The organism is Mycobacterium shottsii, from assembly GCF_010728525.1.
In the GTDB taxonomy this organism is placed as follows: Bacteria; Actinomycetota; Actinomycetes; order Mycobacteriales; family Mycobacteriaceae; genus Mycobacterium; species Mycobacterium marinum.
Genome location: NZ_AP022572.1, coordinates 4,929,974 through 4,945,499 on the forward strand (window position 1 = coordinate 4,929,974; position 15,526 = coordinate 4,945,499).

General features: G+C 65.2%; 16 protein-coding genes, 4 tRNA genes and 4 pseudogenes. 17 read left to right on the forward strand and 7 right to left on the reverse strand.

Annotated elements, in window-relative coordinates; all coding sequences use genetic code 11:
- The first annotated feature begins 38 nt into the window (after positions 1-38).
- Positions 39-479, forward strand: a pseudogene (locus G6N41_RS22790) (anti-sigma factor antagonist).
- On the opposite strand, the gene G6N41_RS22795 reads toward G6N41_RS22790, so the two are convergent.
- The 3 genes from G6N41_RS22795 to G6N41_RS22805 form a co-directional block, all read right to left on the reverse strand.
- Positions 453-1,436 (reverse strand): catalase family peroxidase, encoded by a 984-nt coding sequence (locus tag G6N41_RS22795; protein ID WP_198965734.1) that lies wholly within the window; start codon positions 1,434-1,436, stop codon positions 453-455. The pseudogene G6N41_RS22790 and the gene G6N41_RS22795 overlap by 27 nt on opposite strands.
- Positions 1,437-1,478: 42 nt before the next feature.
- On the reverse strand, positions 1,479-1,769 hold the full coding sequence (locus G6N41_RS22800; RefSeq protein WP_012393834.1) for a hypothetical protein: 291 nt from the start codon (positions 1,767-1,769) through the stop codon (positions 1,479-1,481).
- A gap of 97 nt (positions 1,770-1,866) precedes the next feature.
- Positions 1,867-2,226: an Rv2640c family ArsR-like transcriptional regulator gene (locus G6N41_RS22805; RefSeq protein ID WP_198965735.1), complete on the reverse strand. Its 360-nt coding sequence runs from the start codon at positions 2,224-2,226 to the stop codon at positions 1,867-1,869.
- A 101-nt stretch (positions 2,227-2,327) separates the two neighbouring features.
- Between G6N41_RS22805 and G6N41_RS22810 the strand changes: the two are divergent.
- Positions 2,328-2,417: pseudogene (locus G6N41_RS22810) on the forward strand (VOC family protein); the annotation flags it as partial.
- A 9-nt stretch (positions 2,418-2,426) separates the two neighbouring features.
- On the opposite strand, the gene G6N41_RS22815 reads toward G6N41_RS22810, so the two are convergent.
- Positions 2,427-3,299, reverse strand: coding sequence for an IS5 family transposase (locus G6N41_RS22815; RefSeq protein ID WP_407663842.1), 873 nt, complete (start codon positions 3,297-3,299; stop codon positions 2,427-2,429).
- A 48-nt stretch (positions 3,300-3,347) separates the two neighbouring features.
- Between G6N41_RS22815 and G6N41_RS22820 the strand changes: the two are divergent.
- From G6N41_RS22820 to G6N41_RS22845, 5 genes and pseudogenes are all read left to right on the forward strand, one after another.
- A pseudogene (locus G6N41_RS22820) lies at positions 3,348-3,731 on the forward strand (ArsI/CadI family heavy metal resistance metalloenzyme); the annotation flags it as partial.
- 79 nt (positions 3,732-3,810) lie between these two features.
- Complete coding sequence (locus tag G6N41_RS22825; RefSeq protein WP_198965736.1) at positions 3,811-4,188, forward strand: ArsR/SmtB family transcription factor; 378 nt, start codon at positions 3,811-3,813, stop codon at positions 4,186-4,188.
- Positions 4,185-5,707, forward strand: a pseudogene (arsB, locus tag G6N41_RS22830) (ACR3 family arsenite efflux transporter). Before G6N41_RS22825 ends, arsB begins: the two are co-directional and overlap by 4 nt.
- Positions 5,708-5,996: 289 nt before the next feature.
- Positions 5,997-6,650 (forward strand): hypothetical protein, encoded by a 654-nt coding sequence (locus tag G6N41_RS22840; protein WP_231608676.1) that lies wholly within the window; start codon positions 5,997-5,999, stop codon positions 6,648-6,650.
- A gap of 540 nt (positions 6,651-7,190) precedes the next feature.
- On the forward strand, positions 7,191-8,699 hold the full coding sequence (locus G6N41_RS22845; protein WP_198965739.1) for a PE family protein: 1,509 nt from the start codon (positions 7,191-7,193) through the stop codon (positions 8,697-8,699).
- Positions 8,700-8,802: 103 nt separating this feature from the next.
- Here the strand turns inward: G6N41_RS22845 and G6N41_RS22850 are convergent.
- Positions 8,803-8,874: transfer RNA gene (locus tag G6N41_RS22850), tRNA-Val, on the reverse strand.
- A gap of 170 nt (positions 8,875-9,044) precedes the next feature.
- Here G6N41_RS22850 and G6N41_RS22855 point away from each other — a divergent pair.
- From G6N41_RS22855 to G6N41_RS22870, 4 genes are all read left to right on the forward strand, one after another.
- Positions 9,045-9,117 (forward strand) — tRNA-Gly (locus G6N41_RS22855).
- 29 nt (positions 9,118-9,146) lie between these two features.
- Positions 9,147-9,220, forward strand: a tRNA-Cys gene (locus G6N41_RS22860).
- Positions 9,221-9,235: 15 nt separating this feature from the next.
- A tRNA-Val gene (locus G6N41_RS22865) sits at positions 9,236-9,310 on the forward strand.
- 111 nt (positions 9,311-9,421) lie between these two features.
- A complete protein-coding gene (locus G6N41_RS22870; protein WP_198965740.1) occupies positions 9,422-9,871 on the forward strand; it encodes a hypothetical protein in 450 nt (149 codons plus the stop codon).
- Positions 9,872-9,879: 8 nt separating this feature from the next.
- On the opposite strand, the gene G6N41_RS22875 is transcribed toward G6N41_RS22870, so the two are convergent.
- A complete protein-coding gene (locus G6N41_RS22875) occupies positions 9,880-10,314 on the reverse strand; it encodes a hypothetical protein (RefSeq protein WP_198968077.1) in 435 nt (144 codons plus the stop codon).
- A gap of 122 nt (positions 10,315-10,436) precedes the next feature.
- On the opposite strand from G6N41_RS22875, the gene G6N41_RS29140 reads away from it, so the two are divergent.
- From G6N41_RS29140 to G6N41_RS29155, 6 genes are all read left to right on the forward strand, one after another.
- Complete coding sequence (locus G6N41_RS29140; RefSeq protein ID WP_231608677.1) at positions 10,437-10,730, forward strand: tyrosine-type recombinase/integrase; 294 nt, start codon at positions 10,437-10,439, stop codon at positions 10,728-10,730.
- A gap of 34 nt (positions 10,731-10,764) precedes the next feature.
- Positions 10,765-11,463: a hypothetical protein gene (locus G6N41_RS22885; protein ID WP_198965741.1), complete on the forward strand. Its 699-nt coding sequence runs from the start codon at positions 10,765-10,767 to the stop codon at positions 11,461-11,463.
- The gene (locus tag G6N41_RS22890; protein ID WP_198965742.1) at positions 11,460-12,506 is read left to right on the forward strand and encodes a helix-turn-helix domain-containing protein; all 1,047 of its coding nucleotides are present in this window, start codon (positions 11,460-11,462) and stop codon (positions 12,504-12,506) included. The genes G6N41_RS22885 and G6N41_RS22890 overlap by 4 nt, the downstream gene beginning before the upstream one ends.
- Positions 12,507-13,004: 498 nt before the next feature.
- Complete coding sequence (locus tag G6N41_RS29145) at positions 13,005-13,316, forward strand: hypothetical protein (protein WP_231608678.1); 312 nt, start codon at positions 13,005-13,007, stop codon at positions 13,314-13,316.
- Positions 13,292-13,573: a hypothetical protein gene (locus G6N41_RS29150; protein ID WP_198965176.1), complete on the forward strand. Its 282-nt coding sequence runs from the start codon at positions 13,292-13,294 to the stop codon at positions 13,571-13,573. Before G6N41_RS29145 ends, G6N41_RS29150 begins: the two co-directional genes overlap by 25 nt.
- Positions 13,549-14,328: a hypothetical protein gene (locus tag G6N41_RS29155; protein WP_231608679.1), complete on the forward strand. Its 780-nt coding sequence runs from the start codon at positions 13,549-13,551 to the stop codon at positions 14,326-14,328. The genes G6N41_RS29150 and G6N41_RS29155 overlap by 25 nt, the downstream gene beginning before the upstream one ends.
- A 4-nt stretch (positions 14,329-14,332) precedes the next feature.
- On the opposite strand, the gene G6N41_RS22900 is transcribed toward G6N41_RS29155, so the two are convergent.
- A protein-coding gene (locus G6N41_RS22900) for an IS3-like element ISMyma1 family transposase (protein WP_198967980.1) occupies positions 14,333-15,405 on the reverse strand; the annotation gives its coding sequence in 2 pieces (ribosomal slippage) (positions 14,333-15,138 and positions 15,138-15,405; 1,074 coding nt in all).
- Between the last annotated feature and the right edge of the window lie 121 nt (positions 15,406-15,526).

Below are 15,526 nucleotides of genomic sequence, written 5' to 3' on the forward strand. Positions count from 1 at the left end.
ATCGCGGCGTTACGACGCCAGTCGATTAGGAGCGCACCATGAGCGTGGATATCGCAGAACCCTTCACCCCTCACCCAATGCTCAGCATTCGGCTGGTCCGCGAGTTGGGCGACCCGCAGAGCACATTGCGAGCAACCACCGACTTCCGCACGGCCGCGGTGTTGATCCACGCGGGCGGTGAGGTGGACGCGGCCAACGAACACACCTGGCGCCAGCTGGTCGCCGAGACGGCCGCCAGTGCCCCGTCGCCGGGATTGTTCATCGTCGACGTGAGCGGCCTTGATTTCATGGGCTGCTGCGCGTTCGAGGTTCTGGCCGAGCAGGCCGACTAATGTCGCACCCGCGGCGTCGAGCTGCGCATCGCCAGTGCCGCCCACACCCGCGTGACTCGCATCGTGGCGGCGTGCGGGCTCAGCGACGCACTGCCCGTCTACCGGTCGGTGGACGCCGCCCTAGCGGTGCCCGCCCCATCGGATTGAGCGCCCGGCCCCGTTGGGTTCAAGCGGGGCCTGCGGGCCGCGATCCACACCGGTACGCAACTTGACCGACGCCGAGTACGCGAGTGTGCGAAAGCGAAGCACCGGGTCATCAGAGGCTTCGATGCCGTCGGTCACCCGCATCGGGTCGAACACGACGATATCGCCGTCGTGTTCGCGTTCGGTGTCAACGCCAGTGACGTCAAGGGTGCCGACGGTGACCATGTCCGAACCCTGCCAAGGGACCGACGGATCGACGATCGAATCCCCCGGGCCGGCGATTTGGACGCGAAAATAGAACCGCACCGACCCAGCCGCAAGGCGGGTTTGCAGTTCGTCGGTGAGGAAGTCGACGCCCTGGTTGCGGGCCGCCAGCGGCGACAGGAATTTCTCCCCGACCGCGGGAATCATGTGGTAGCGAACGAATCTCGCACTGCCGTCAGCGGCTACCCAGCGAAAAGCGTGCAGCCCGTGATATTCACAGGTGGCGTAACTGGCCGGAATTCTGTTCGCCGCACCCAGGATCGGCAGCGCGGCCAGCACGCGCGGATGGGTGGCCAGATACTTCGCAATGCGCGCCGGGGTGGTCAGGCTCGGCCGCAGCGCTTTGAGCAGATCTACGAACCCCTCCGGCGTGCTCGAGGTGAACAGCCGCGCGGTCTGCATCGACACATCGGTGGTGGACTTGTCCGGCAGTGTGAATTTCACTGCCATGCCGCGCACTCCGGGCGCACCGTCGCGCTGGGCGGGCTTGCCCGATCCATTGGAAAACCGGATCAGCGCCGGCACGGTGGCGCCGTCGAGGTGTTTGGCGCGAGAAAGCCCGGCCCCCTCGGGAGTCGCGGTGAACGTGCCGCGATACAGGGTTCCCTTGGCGTGCAACGCCCGGTAACCGGGACACGCTCCCCCGGTCCCCCGGATCGCTTCGATCGCCTCGTCAGGAGTGACTGAACCGCCCATTGGCGAATCCTAAGTCCTCCCGTCGGCCCGCCGGGGCGGTGGCTACAGGTACGGGACCGTCGCGGTTGCGTACATCTGGGCGGGGTCGGCGAGCAATTCGTTGTACTTGTTCTGCAGCGTCGCGATGGAGTCCCCCACGGGTTTGTCGCAATAGCGGCAGTGCGCTTTGAACTGGCCCTGCCCGTCTTCGTCCGGCCAGAATCGGCGAGGCCCGACCTGTGCACCGGGGTCGAATTGGACCGACTGATGCGCGGCCTCTTTGAGGATCCTGCCCACCGGATGACCTTGCGGGCATTCGAGTTTCAACACGCCCAGCCCGTCGGAAAAGCTCATCGTCTGCCATCCTCCGTGTTGTTTTGGACAACCTGCCAAGGCTGACGGTATGCCATCGCGCCGGGTAGCGCCTCGCCGTGCGGCGACCCCGGCCGGCTCAGGTGCAGCAGTCGGGGCTCAGCACCGCGCACAACGCCTGCAGGGCCTCGGTATGTACTCGGTGAAAGACGTGCATGCCGCGGCGCTCGGAGACCACCAGGCCCGCCTTGCGCAGCTGGGTCAGGTGATGGCTGACGGTGCCGTCGCTGAGGTTGAGTGCGGTGGCGAGGGTGCCACTGATCTCCTCCCCGGCCGGGGAACCGAAGAGCAGCGACATGATCTTGACCCGCGCCGGGTCCGCCAGGGCTTTGAGCCGCAAAGCCACCCCCAAGGCGTCGTCGTCGCCGATCGGTCCGGCGGCCACCGGGGGACAGCAAACGGGTGCGGAGATGTCGATCACGGGCAGGGACTTGGGCACAAGTTCACCCTGCCAGACATCTTGACATATATCAAAAAATCGACGACACTGGGCAGCGGCGCCACTTTGATATATGTCTAACCAGCCGGAGGTTTCACCCGATGTCCCGTGTTCAGCTTGCCCTCAATGTCGATGACCTTGACGCGGCAATCACATTCTATTCCAAGCTGTTTAACGCCGAACCGACTAGGTCCTGTCTGCTAATTGCGGACGCGGTGGTAGGTGATGATGGCGGCCAGGGTGACACCGCCGAGGTAGGTCAGGGCGTATTTGTCGTAGCGGGTGGCGACCGCGCGCCAGTGTTTGAGCCGGTTGAAGCTTCGCTCGACGGTGTTGCGGTGCTTGTAGATTCGGCCTGAGAACCCCGGAGGCCGTCCTCCGTTGCGGCCTTTGGCTTTGCGGCGGGTGATCTGGTCGCTGCGCTCGGGGATGGTATGGGCGATCTTGAGCCGGCGCAGCTGTGCCCGCGTCGAGTCATGGGAGTACGCCTTGTCCGCCAGCAGGTGAAACGGGGCGTATGAGTTGCTGCACCGGGCGGCCAGCAATGGCCAAAGCATCGGATTATCACCGGCTTGACCGGCCGACAGTGCCAGGGTGACCGGACTGCACAGCTGGTCGGTCAAGGCGTGGATCTTGGTAGTCAGCCCGCCGCGGGAACGCCCAATGGCGTGGTCATCGGGCTCATCGAGATATTTCTTGTAATTCGACAGATCCCCCTGTGCGGCGCCCGGAGCGCGCTCCGGCTGCGTGTGGTGGGCGCGCACACTGGTCGAATCGACCGACAACAGTGCGCCCAGGTCGGCGTCCTCGGCGTCGAGGTCAGAGGCGATCGCCGCGAAGATCCGCGCGTAGATGCCATCGACCGACCAGCGTAGATGCCTCTCGGCCACCGATTGCCAGGGACCGAAGTGCTCGGGCAGGTCACACCACGGAGATCCCGCACGGTAACGCCAGATAATGCCCTCCAGAGTACGTCGATGATCGTTCCACGGCCGGCCACGCCGCCGCCCCGCAGGCAACACCGCCACGATCAGCGACCACAAATCATCAGAAATCGCATGCGTCCGCATCACCCAAACAGCATCAGCCAAAACACCATTCACATTAAGCAGACACGCCCTAAACGCAAACCCGGATACGCCAACTTTGCGGTGGCCGATCCCCCACTGAAGCTGGTGCTGCTGGAAAACCCCGGCGCTGGCGGCACCCTCAACCATCTCGGCGTGGAAGTCGGCGATAGCGACACCGTGCATGCCGAGATCGCCCGTTTGGCCAAGACCGGAATGTTCACCGAGGAAGAGATGGGCACGACGTGTTGTTTTGCCACCCAAGACAAGGTGTGGGTGACCGGCCCCGGCGGTGAGCGCTGGGAGGTATACACCGTGCTGGCCGACTCCGAAACCTTCGGCACCAGTCCGCAACACCCCGCCGACCAGGAGAGCGACGCGGGTGAGGCGGGCGGGTGCTGCGGCGCGCAGACCGCGGCCGCGACATCCTGCTGCTAGGTGATGACCCGTGGCGGGTGGGGCGGCTGGGCCGAGCGCCCCACTTGCCATCGGATTCGATAGCCATCAATATCGATGTATGTCGAATCATGTCGAAATGGATACGCCGTGCTGCGTGGCAGCGCCGCTGCTGCGTGAGCCGCTCGAGGCCAGCGCAGCGGTCGAAATGGCGGCCCGATTCAAAGCATTGGCCGATCCGGTGCGGTTGCAGCTGCTGAGCTCGGTAGCAAGTCATGCCGGAGGCGAAGCCTGCGTCTGTGACATCTCCGCCGGAGTAGAGGTGGGCCAGCCCACGATTTCCCACCATCTCAAGGTGCTGCGGGACGCGGGTTTGCTCACCTCACAACGGCGCGCCTCGTGGGTGTACTACGCCGTGGTCCCGGAAGCACTCAACGCGCTGTCGCGGCTGTTGAGCGTTCACGCGGACAGCGCAACCAAGCTGGAGACATCGGCATGACCGGCACCATCGACCACCAGCCCGCGCCCGCGGTGGTGGGCAAGCTTTCCACCCTGGACCGGTTCTTGCCGGTGTGGATCGGGTTGGCGATGGCCGCCGGGTTGCTACTCGGGCGCTGGATTCCAGGCCTGAACACGGCATTGGAAAGGGTTCAGGTCGACGGGATCTCGCTCCCGATCGCCCTGGGCCTGCTGATCATGATGTATCCGGTACTGGCCAAGGTGCGCTACGACCGCCTCGATAGCGTCACCGGTGATCGCAAGCTGTTGATCAGTTCCCTGCTGCTGAATTGGGTGGCCGGCCCGGCGCTGATGTTCGCACTGGCCTGGCTGCTGCTGCCGGATCTGCCGGAGTACCGAACCGGCCTGATCATCGTCGGACTGGCGCGCTGCATCGCCATGGTGATCATCTGGAACGACCTGGCCCGCGGGGATCGCGAGGCGGCCGCGGTGCTGGTCGCGCTGAACTCGATTTTCCAGGTGGCGATGTTCGCGGTGCTGGGCTGGTTCTACCTGTCAGTGCTTCCGGGTTGGCTGCATCTGACGCAGACCACCATCTCCACCTCGCCGTGGCAGATCGCCAAATCGGTGCTGATCTTCCTTGGTATCCCGCTGCTGGCCGGATACCTGTCCCGGCGGTTGGGCGAGCGGGCGAAAGGCCGGGACTGGTATGAATCCCGGTTTCTGCCCAAGGTCGGGCCGTGGGCGCTCTATGGCCTGCTGTTCACCATCGTGATCCTGTTTGCGCTGCAAGGCGATCAGATCACCAATCGCCCCCAGGATGTCGCGCGCATCGCGCTGCCGCTACTGGTCTACTTCGCCGTCATGTGGGGCGGCGGCTACCTGCTGGGCGCGGCGCTGCACCTGGGCTACGAACGCACCACGAACATGGCATTCACCGCCGCGGGCAACAACTTCGAACTGGCCATCGCCGTGGCCATCGCCACCTACGGCGCAACCTCGGGTCAGGCGTTGGCCGGAGTCGTCGTCCCGCTGATAGAAGTGCCGGTTCTGGTGGGACTGGTCTATGTGTCCCTGGCGCTGCGCAACCGCTACCACGGTCCGGCCCCCACCGGCGCAAGCACGACATGATCAAGCCCAGCGTCTTGTTCGTCTGCGTACACAACGCCGGACGTTCGCAGATGGCCGCCGGATGGCTGCGCCACCTCGCCGGCGATCGCATCGAGGTTCGCTCGGCCGGTACCGAGCCCGCTGACCGCATCAATCCCGTCGCGGTAGCAGCGATGGCCGAACTGGGCATCGACATCACCGCCAACACACCCGAGGTGCTCACCGGGGCGTGGGTACAGACCAGCGACGTCGTCATCACCATGGGCTGCGGCGACGCCTGCCCGTACTTCCCCGGCGTCAGCTACCGCGACTGGAAGCTGGCCGACCCGGCCGGCCAGCCCCTCGACGTCGTGCGGCCGATCCGGGACGACATCGGCGAACGAGTGCGAGCCCTGATCGCCGAGTTGCTCAACGAGCATCCCGATACCGCACAGATTTGCCGGGGATAGCCATTTCGGCCTCTTCCGAGGCGAGGTTTGCTAGGTTTTGTCGGGATCGTTACTGCCGGTGCGAAATCGCCCGCCGAGGAGACCTGTCAAATGAGCCAGCTCACGAGCCAGCCCGCCGGCGATCCATATGCGTGAGGCCGGTACCACTCCCGGGCCGGGGCAAATACTGCGGGTCGCCATTCCCAGCTTCCTGTCGTTGTTCCTCGTCGCCTGTGGCGGGTCCGGACGGGCGGGCCACCCCGCGGCTCATGGCTCGTCGTCAGCGCCGGAAACCACCACTGCGCCAGAATTGAGCGCCGAACCGTTGCCCTTCAACGCCGGCGGCCTGCTTGCCGGTTCGGCGCACCCCAGCTTCCCCGAGGGCGAGCCGAACAAGATGTCCGTCGTTCAAGTCGGTCCGCTGACCGTGCATGAGGGCGGATCGGCCAAGCTCCCGTTTGCCTTCCGCAACAACACGAGCGAGACGATCTCATTCATCGACTGGACGGGGCTGGTCCGCAGTGAGGGCACCGTCATCAAGACCGGCAGCAGCCAGGGCACGATCCCCGCGCGGGTGAAGTCCGGTGAGGTGGGCCTTGCGTTCATCTACTTCGACGACAGGACGCCACCTCCACCCCCGGATGCCAAGTACGAGTTCTCGGTGAACAGCACCACCGCCGATGCGGACCTGTCCGGCACGGCACTGCTCAAGGCCACCGAGGCCAACATGACGCCGTATTCCATCGTCGGAGCGGCCATCAACAACACCGGGAAATCCGTCGAGGGCTCATTCTCCGTCGCGGCCTACTGCTTTGACGGCAACAATTTGCTTAGCGAGGCAGACGCATTTGCTGAGCCGGATGATTTCGTCGCCGCCGGCAAACAGGTGACCTTCACCGTGGACCTCTTCGGCGCCGACTGCCCGACTTTTACCGTCGGGGTCAGCGGGTACTTCGCGGCCTGACCGGTTCCGCTGCCGCGGCCTTGCCGTGCCCCAGGGGTAGCCAGGTGCCGCGGCGCGCCTACCGGGCGGTCCGGGGCCGGGATAGAGCGGGATTTTTTTTGCCGAATCGGCATGCCATTGACCATGGCGTTATCCCCCTGGCCCGCAAGGCTTTTAGCCGTTAACTCAGCAACAGCAGACGTCGACACGCAGCGCTTGTGATCGCACACGAACCCTAGCTGATCAGCAAACAAACACCTGACGCACCGAGACGCTGCCGACGCGCCGCCAAGCAGGCAGATAGATCAATCGCACCCGAGCGGAGTCGCAGCTAGCAAATTTTGCATCCGAATAATTGGAATGGCATTCCACAATAGGAATTTCCGTTCGTGACGGTCACGAATTGCGGCAATGTACCGGCTCATCAAATGGCGGTTAAATACTCTGCAGAAACCGCCAAAACCCTGAATTCGCGAATGGTCTTGCCTAGTATTGACGGCTGCGACTATTCGCCAACGAAACAGTGCCCCTCTGACACGGCCAGGGGCTGGGAGGACACCGATGTCGTATGTGATCGCGGCCCCGGAAATGCTGGCGGGCGCAGCCACGGACCTGGCCGGCATCGGCACTGCACTGCAGAGCGCCAACGGCGCCGCTGCGGCCCCGATCACCGGCGTGCTGGCCGCCGGCGCCGACGAAATCTCCGCGGCGGTGGCCGCACTGTTTTCCGGCCACGCCCTGGACTACCAGACCCTGAGCACCCAGATGGCCGGGTTCCACCAGCAGTTCGTCACGGCCCTCAACAGCGCCGGGGCCTCCTATGCGGCCGCCGAGGCGGCCAGCGCCAACCCGCTGCAAGCTGTCGAACAACAACTGCTCGGGGTGATCAACGCGCCCACCCAAGCCCTGTTGGGGCGGCCCCTGATCGGTGACGGCACCGCGGGCGCGCCCGGGCAGAACGGCGGCGACGGCGGACTTCTGTGGGGCAACGGCGGGGCGGGTGGCGTCGGGACCGCCGCGCATCCCACCGGCGGCAGCGGCGGATCGGCCGGACTCATCGGCACCGGCGGGGCCGGCGGCGCCGGCTACGGCCCGGCCGCCCAGACCCGCGCGACCGGCGCGACCGGCGGCAGCGGCGGGGTTGGCGGAACCGGGGGCTGGCTATACGGCAACGGCGGGGCCGGCGGAATCGGCGGCACCGGTGGCAGCGGGCTGGATGGGCCCGACAGCGGCGCGGCGGGTGGCGCCGGCGGTAGCGGCGGCAGCGGCGGTGCGGCCCGGCTATTCGGCAATGGCGGCGCCGGCGGCGCCGGCTACAGCGCGAGTGGCCTGCCCCCCGCAGGGATCGGCGCACCCGGCGGCGCCGGCGGGTCCGGGGGAAGCGGCGGCTGGCTGGTCGGTAACGGCGGAGCCGGCGGAATCGGCGGAATCGGCGCCAGCGGCAGCCTCGGTGCGCCCAGCGGTCAGGGCGGCAACGGTGGCATCGGTGGAGCCGCGGGGCTGTTCGGCCAGGGCGGCGCCGGCGGCAACGGCGGGCAGGGCGGCGGCGACGACTTCGCCTTGTCGGCTGGAGCGGGTGGGGCCGGCGGTGCCGGCGGGCACGGCGGCCAGCTCTACGGCGATGGCGGCGCCGGCGGCACCGGCGGCATGGGCGGCAGCGTTGACATCGCGGAGAGCGGGGTAGCCGGTGGTCGCGGTGGCAGCGGCGGCGTGGGCGGCAGCGCCGGGCTGTGGGGCGCCGGCGGGCAGGGCGGCGCCGGCGCGCAGGGCGGGGACGGCGGGGAGGGCGTCGACACCACCCTCGGCGCGGGCGGCGACGGCGGCGACGGTGCTGGTGGCGGAACCGGTGGGTTCCTGTACGGCAACGGCGGAGCCGGTGGCACGGGCGCGCACGGTGGCGGTGGGCCAGGCATGGGCGGGGACGGCGGCGACGGCGGCAGGGCCCAGCTGATCGGCAACGGCGGCAACGGCGGAGCGGGCGGCACCGCCGCCCCCGGCGGGACCGACGGGACCGCTGGCGCCGCAGGCAAAGGCGGAGTGCTGTTCGGCGCAGACGGGGCAACCGGGTAACCACCACCGACCGCTGCCCGACGACCGCTCGCGGCGCCTAAGCCGGTGCTTGACTGCAAGTTCGCATCGGGCATGGGTGAAGAAAACCCATAAACAAACCTTGTGGTCCCGGCTGGGATCGAACCAGCGACCTTCCGCGTGTGAAGCGGACGCTCTCCCACTGAGCCACGGGACCGGCGCCGAACGGCAACGAGGAGGAAGACTAGCACGATCCACGGCGTCAATGAACGCGCCGTCTGAGCCGGCGACCACCAAAGCGCCCCAAAGGACCTCGCGATTTGTGCCCGTCCGCTCAAGTGGACTAATGTCTTGCTTCGCACCGGACGACGATCTCGCCCGTTGCGCGCGGATGTAGCGCAGTTGGTAGCGCATCACCTTGCCAAGGTGAGGGTCGCGGGTTCGAATCCCGTCATCCGCTCGAAGGTGCAAGTGGCATCAATCCCCAGCGGTGGAGTGGCCGAGTGGTGAGGCAACGGCCTGCAAAGCCGTGCACACGGGTTCGATTCCCGTCTCCACCTCCAGATTTGATCCCCCCAGCGCGATTAGCTCAGCGGGAGAGCGCTTCCCTGACACGGAAGAGGTCACTGGTTCAATCCCAGTATCGCGCACCAGCGTTTGCGCAGCTCAGAGGCAGTTTTTGAGCCTCGCATGAGGCGACGTGCCAGATACGTGCCAAAGTAGAACTGGGCGACCTTCGGGCTACCTACACAGGATCCACCGGCATGCCCACCACCAACGACAACACCGCGACCACCTGGCGTGACCTTGCCGACCAGCTCAGCGCCGACGAGCGGGCCGCCTTCGAACACCTCGAAAACTTGGCCATGCCAACCGCCGTGCTGCTCGATCGCGCGCGCCTCGAAATAGAGGGCCGCCTGGTCGATATCGCGTGCGCCGACATTCCGGTACCGGCCGACGCAACCTGGGTCGGGAAGTGGGAGAAAAACCTCAAGCGTGACGGCTACTCTCGCTTGCTGGTGTGGCGCGAGTCCCGCGAGCCGAGTATGGCCGTGGACATCGACGGCGACCAGCAGTGCGATGGCACGGTAACCCGTTACATCTCGGCCTACCTTGGCGACGAACCGAAGTTCAGCAGCTCCCAGGCCCGCAAGCTGGCGGCCATGCTGGTCGAGGCTGCCGACGCGCTGGACGCGATGGGCGGTGCGATATGAGCGCCGCGCTACGGCTGGTACCCGACACCGGCGGAAACGATAGTGGGCTGCCGCCGCTGGAAGCCTGGGAGATCGAGATGCGCGGGGCCGGACGTTCGGACCGCTACGTGGTCCACGCGCTCAACACCTTGCAGCACCTTGAACGGAACGCGGGCAAAACCGTTGTCGAGATGCAGCCGATCGACGTATCCCGATTCCTGGCCCGTCCGGCCCTCAAGCCGGCGAGCCGCACCGCGTACTTCAGCGGCATCGCCTGTTTCTACACGTGGTGGGGACGCAACGGTGGCATGGACATCACCGCCCGGCTGTCTCGGCCGAAAGCCCCGAAGTGCATGCCTCGCCCGATCACCGATCAGCAGTTGCGCGACCTGCTCTCGCTGCGCATGCACCACCGCACCCGGGTGATGATCCTGTTGGCGGCACTGGCCGGTCTGCGCGTCCACGAGATCGCCAAGGTTCGCGGGGAGGATGTCGACCCAGTGGCACGCACACTGACGGTGACCGGCAAGGGCAACGTGACCGCGACGCTGCCTCTACACCCGCTGCTTGCGAGGCCACACAGCGAATGCCGCGCAAGGGCTGGTGGTTCCCCGGCAACGCCCGCCGACCCGGCCAGCCGATCACGCACCGCGCCGTGTCGCAGATCATCAGTCAGGCGATGGACCGCGCCGACATTCCCGGCGGCACCGCACACCGCATCCGCCACTGGTACGGCACCAACCTGGTTGGTGATGGCGCCGACCTGCGCACCGCCCAGACGCTGCTACGTCACGCCAACCTCAACACCACCGCCATCTACGTGCAGGTGTCGGACCCCAAGCGCGCCGAGGCGATTGACCGGCTCAAGCTGCCGGAGTAACGGGGCTCGCAGGCGACAAGCGATTCGTTGGGTTGTGCGCGCGGGCCACACCGCACAGGGCACCACACGTGCAAAACGGGCATTTCTGTCGGGGCTTGCCGGTATATTTTCTGGTATGTCCCAATACCTTGATCCGCAACAGGTCGTCGACGACCTCGGTGACAAATTCCTTGTGGCGTTCATCAAGTCCATCGAAGTGGCACGGGTCGACCTCTCCGAGTTCGAGGGCTTCAAACCAGAGTGGTTCGTCAACTTCTCGAAACGGTTCGTGGCCAACTTCATTCACGAACGTGTCTGGGACAGCATGGTGAGCCAGGTGCACGATCACCCAGGAGTCACGGTTGTCGACAGAGAACCGACCAGGCAGATCCACTTTGGTACCAACTACGTCGTACGCTTCAAGCGCCATACCGGCAAGCTCAAGATTGAAAGTTTCCCGACCAAGGGCGCCTTGGCATTTTGGGCCAATCGCGCCACGCCCACACTCCCCGGCCTCGAAGTGTGGACACTTGCGATGGGCTACATCTGGCAACCTGAACTTGGCGAGATCGGCGATGCGATCTTGTCTTTCCGCGACGGCAAGGACAAACCAATCTGGTCAGTCACGCTAAATTCCCATGGCGGCGAGTCGGCTACCGACATCACCTGGGAGCCAATTGATCCTCAGCTGCCCCAGCTGGATCTCAGTGATGTTGCGACAGAGGACGACGAGGACGCTGCGGACGGGTCATGAACCAGATCGGCGACGTTATTCTGACCGCCCGCCGAGCCGCCGGACTCACGCAGGAAGAACTCGCAGACCGCCTGGGGATTACCCAAGCTGCCCTGTCACGCTACGAGAATGACCTGCGCGAGCCCGACGACGACATCATCGACCGGATCAGCGAGGTTCTCGACGTCTCACCGGACTTCCTCACCCACCCCTTCCGCCTGACTGGAGCAATTGCGGCCGACGCACACATGCGTCGCCAAAAGACGACAAAGGTCTCCGATTGGAAGTCCGCCGAATCGAAACTCAACCTCTACCGAATGCGAACAGCATTCTTGATACGCCGCGTACCAATGAATCCCACGAACCATGTGGCGACATTCGATCCGGACGAAACACCGCCCGCGACCGCTGCTCGATTGCTTCGAGCGCAGTGGCGAATGCCGATCGGCCCGGTGAGGAACCTGACGCGGTGGATCGAGTCCGCTGGCGTAATAGTGATTGAGGAACACCTCGGTACCCGACGAATCGACGGCCTGTCGCAATGGGCGAGCGAGTACCCGGTGGTCTTGCTAAACGCTGACCTGCCGCCAGACCGCAAACGCTGGACCCTGGCTCACGAGCTCGGCCACATTGTGCTTCATTCCAACTACATCGATTCGGACGTCGAGGCGCAGGCCAATGACTTCGCCGCTGAGTTCCTGATGCCTAGTCATGTAATAGGGCCAGACCTTCGGAATCTCAAGCCCGCGCGGCTACTTGCACTCAAGAAGGTGTGGGGCGTCTCGATGCAGGCAATCGTTGAGCATGCATACAGGATGGGCAAACTATCCAGCGTCGAGCGGACAAGTTTCTACCGGATGCTGAATGCGCGCGGTTGGAAGCGAATCGAACCCGGATCAGAGGAAATCGCCCCCGAATCACCTGAGCTGGCCCGCAACATCGGTCAAACGCTCTTGAATCGCGGAGGACTCAGCCGGGATGAAGTTGCGAGGCTCACAGGACGCCGCGGGGCGGAAGGAGAGTCCACTTTCCTTCCCGCGGAAACTCGACTGAGAGCTTTGTGACGCTTTGTAAACGCTCCAATATTTTCGCCCTGAGCAGACAGGGGGGGGGTAGGGCTGGCGCTTTTTGCGTCGTCTATCCGCTTGATACGCTGGTAGTGGCCGCGGGAGACACCGAGCGCTTCACCGACGGCAGCATCGGTTTGGTGAGCATTTCGCTCGGAGGTCGCTTTACTCCCCATGGGGAGTAAAGCGCTGTCGTTGGTTACCCGCGCCCCGAGTTGACGGCCCTCGCGTTGCCGCTCCACAGCTTTCGGCCGCTCCAACTCCGCGATCCGGCGCCGGCCCGGGGCAACATCAGCGTGGCCTGACCCCGTGAACTGGTCCGCGGCGAACGAGAGTCATTCATCGGTGGGTACAGGCGGAAGCATAGCGGGCAGGCGGTAGGTAGCCCAGCGATCGGCAAGCATCACGAAAATGCCCGTGAAGCGCCCTCGGTGGATCACGTAAAAATGCCCGCGAAACGGTCGATCCTCAGCAGGCATGGGAAGTGGGCTGTCGATGTCGTCTCGGGCCGAGATCACCGCGAAGTTCGCCAGGGGGTATGTGGAGGCGCCGAAGGCGGACAAGGGGCAGATTCTGGATCAGGTGGTGGCGGTCACCGGCTGGTCGCGTGACAACGCCCGGCGGCGGTTGAGGGCGGCGGCCGCGCCGCCGGGAGCGGGTCGGCAGGTCGCCAAACGGACTCGCCGGCAACGCAATCCGAAGTACTCTAGGATGCGCTCAAGGTGTTGCAGAAGGTGTGGGCGGCCTCAGGCGGGCAGTGCGGCCGGTACCTGGCCGCTTCCATGGCACTTCAGTTGGATGCTCTAGAACGCCACGGCGAACTGGTGGACGGCCGTGACCGTTACGGCCCGGCGGTGCGTGCCGAGCTGTTGGCGATGAGCAGCGCCACGATCGACCGCTACCTGCGCGGCGCCAAGGCCCGCGACCAGATCTCGGGTGTGTCGACGACGAAACCCTCCCGCTGCTGCGGTCCTCGATCACCATCTGCAAAGCAGGCGATGAGGCCGAAGAATCTCCGGGGTTCTTCGAAGGCGACACCGTGGCGCACTGCGGCCCGACACTGAAAGGTGAGTTCGCCCGCACGGTCAACCTCACCGACATGCACATCGGCTGGGTGTTCACCCGCACGGTGCGCAACAACGCCCACCCCCACATCCTGGGCGCCCTCAAAACCGGAATTACTAAAATCCCCTATAAGGTAACGGGTTTGGACTTCGACAACGGCACCGAATTCCTCAATAAGGCGGTCATCAAGTGGGCCGCGGACATGGAGATCTTCTTCACCCGCTCACGGCCCTACAAGAAGAACGACCAGGCCACCATCGAGTCTAAAAACAACCACCTCGTGCGTCGCTACGGGTTCTACTACCGCTACGACACCGACGAAGAACGCGCCGTGCTCAACCGGCTGTGGCACCTGGTCAACGACCGGCTCAACTACCTGACCCCCACCATCAAACCCATCGGCTACGGCTGCAGCCGCGACGGTCACCGCCGCCGGCTCTACGACAAGCCCCAGACCCCCTGGACCGGCTGCTGGCCGCCGGAGTCCTCTCAGCGGCCCAACAAACAGAGCTGCTCACCTACCGCGACAGCCTCAACCCCGCCGCGATCGCCCACCAGAACGCCGACCTGCAAGCCGCCCTGCTCAGACTCGCCAAAGACAAGACCGAACAGCTCTACCTCGCCGCCATACCCGCCGCTCTACCCGCCCTCAAAGCCGGCATCCGCATCAAAAGCAAGACCACCACCTGACCCCGATTTCGCGGGCATTCCTTACCTGATGCATGAACCAGGTTTCGCAGGCATCTTGACTTGATGCATCACGGCGATGAATGCCGCCGATGATGGTTGTACTCGTGCTTCCAGTCGCCGATGACGACACGGGCCTGGGCCAGCGACCAGAAGCTATTGATGTTGAGGCACTCGTCGCGGATGCGGGAGTTGAACGACTCAACATAGCCGTTGCGCCATGGCTCGCCGGGCGGGATGAAGTGGAGTCCGACCTGGCCCTCGGCCCAGTCTGCCATTGCGCTGCAAGCCAATTCGGGTCCGTTGTCACACCGCAGCACCGCGGGTAAGGCCCCGCGCCCGGCGGCTATGCGGCCCAACTCCTCGGTGAGGTGATCACCGGTGATGCTGCGCTCGACCATACCGCCGAGGCATTGGCGGGTGTGCTCGTCGATGATCGACACGATCTTGATCGGCCGCCCATCGGTGGTCACGTCGAACTGGAAGTCCACCGCCCACACCCGATCGGGTGCATCGGCGACTACCTCTGGCGGGGCGGTGGAGGTGCCGTGCCGTTTGCACTTGCGACGCTGCGGGACCCGCAGTCCTTCCTCACGCCAAAGCCGTTGCACCTTCTTATGGTTCACTTCCCAGCCTTCGCCGCGGGCATCGTGGTAGGCCGGTCGGAACCCGCGACGAGGATGCTTGTTGGCGTAGTCGCGTAGCCACTCCCTCAGAGCGGCGTCCGGATCGGCCGGCGTGCCCGCAACCGGTTCGTGGCGTTGGGTGGCGCGGTGCTGTCCGGTGACGCGGCAGGCAAACCGCTCGCTGACCCCCAGCACGCGCTGGAGATGACGAACGGCCGCCCGCCGGCGCTCCGGGCCTAAAAGTTTCCCCGGGCGATCTCCCACAGCGCGTCCTTCTCCAACTCGGCATCGGCCAACAACCTTTTGAGTGCGGCGTTCTCGCGTTCGAGGTCCTTGAGCCGTTTAGCGTCCTCGGCCTTCAGGCCGCCGAACTGGTTGCGCCACCGGTGGTAGGTAGCCTCAGAGACCCCCAGCTCGCGGCAGACCGCCGCGGTGTCCTTGCACTCGGCCAACAGCCCGTCCGCGGTCATCAGCTTGCGCACAATCTGCTCCGGACTGTGCCGTTTCCTCGTCGCCATGATCTTGTCGAGCCTTCCTGCCCACAACGTGGGCCACAAGACTCTCACAAGCCGTGGATCAACCGATCGGGGTCAGGCCACAGCCGGCACGTGTCCCGATGTGTCCCAATGGCATCGGGGA

Bases quoted from the DNA above. Each gene is read 5' to 3' on its own strand.
- G6N41_RS22845 (WP_198965739.1), top strand. From the start codon at position 7,191: ATGTCGTATGTGATCGCGGCCCCGGAAATGCTGGCGGGCGCAGCCACG.
- G6N41_RS29140 (WP_231608677.1), top strand. From the start codon at position 10,437: ATGCCGCGCAAGGGCTGGTGGTTCCCCGGCAACGCCCGCCGACCCGGC.
- G6N41_RS22870 (WP_198965740.1), top strand. From the start codon at position 9,422: ATGCCCACCACCAACGACAACACCGCGACCACCTGGCGTGACCTTGCC.
- G6N41_RS22800 (WP_012393834.1), bottom strand. From the start codon at position 1,769: ATGAGCTTTTCCGACGGGCTGGGCGTGTTGAAACTCGAATGCCCGCAA.
- G6N41_RS22890 (WP_198965742.1), top strand. From the start codon at position 11,460: ATGAACCAGATCGGCGACGTTATTCTGACCGCCCGCCGAGCCGCCGGA.
- G6N41_RS29145 (WP_231608678.1), top strand. From the start codon at position 13,005: ATGTCGTCTCGGGCCGAGATCACCGCGAAGTTCGCCAGGGGGTATGTG.
- G6N41_RS22795 (WP_198965734.1), bottom strand. From the start codon at position 1,436: ATGGGCGGTTCAGTCACTCCTGACGAGGCGATCGAAGCGATCCGGGGG.
- G6N41_RS22825 (WP_198965736.1), top strand. From the start codon at position 3,811: ATGTCGAATCATGTCGAAATGGATACGCCGTGCTGCGTGGCAGCGCCG.
- G6N41_RS29150 (WP_198965176.1), top strand. From the start codon at position 13,292: ATGGCACTTCAGTTGGATGCTCTAGAACGCCACGGCGAACTGGTGGAC.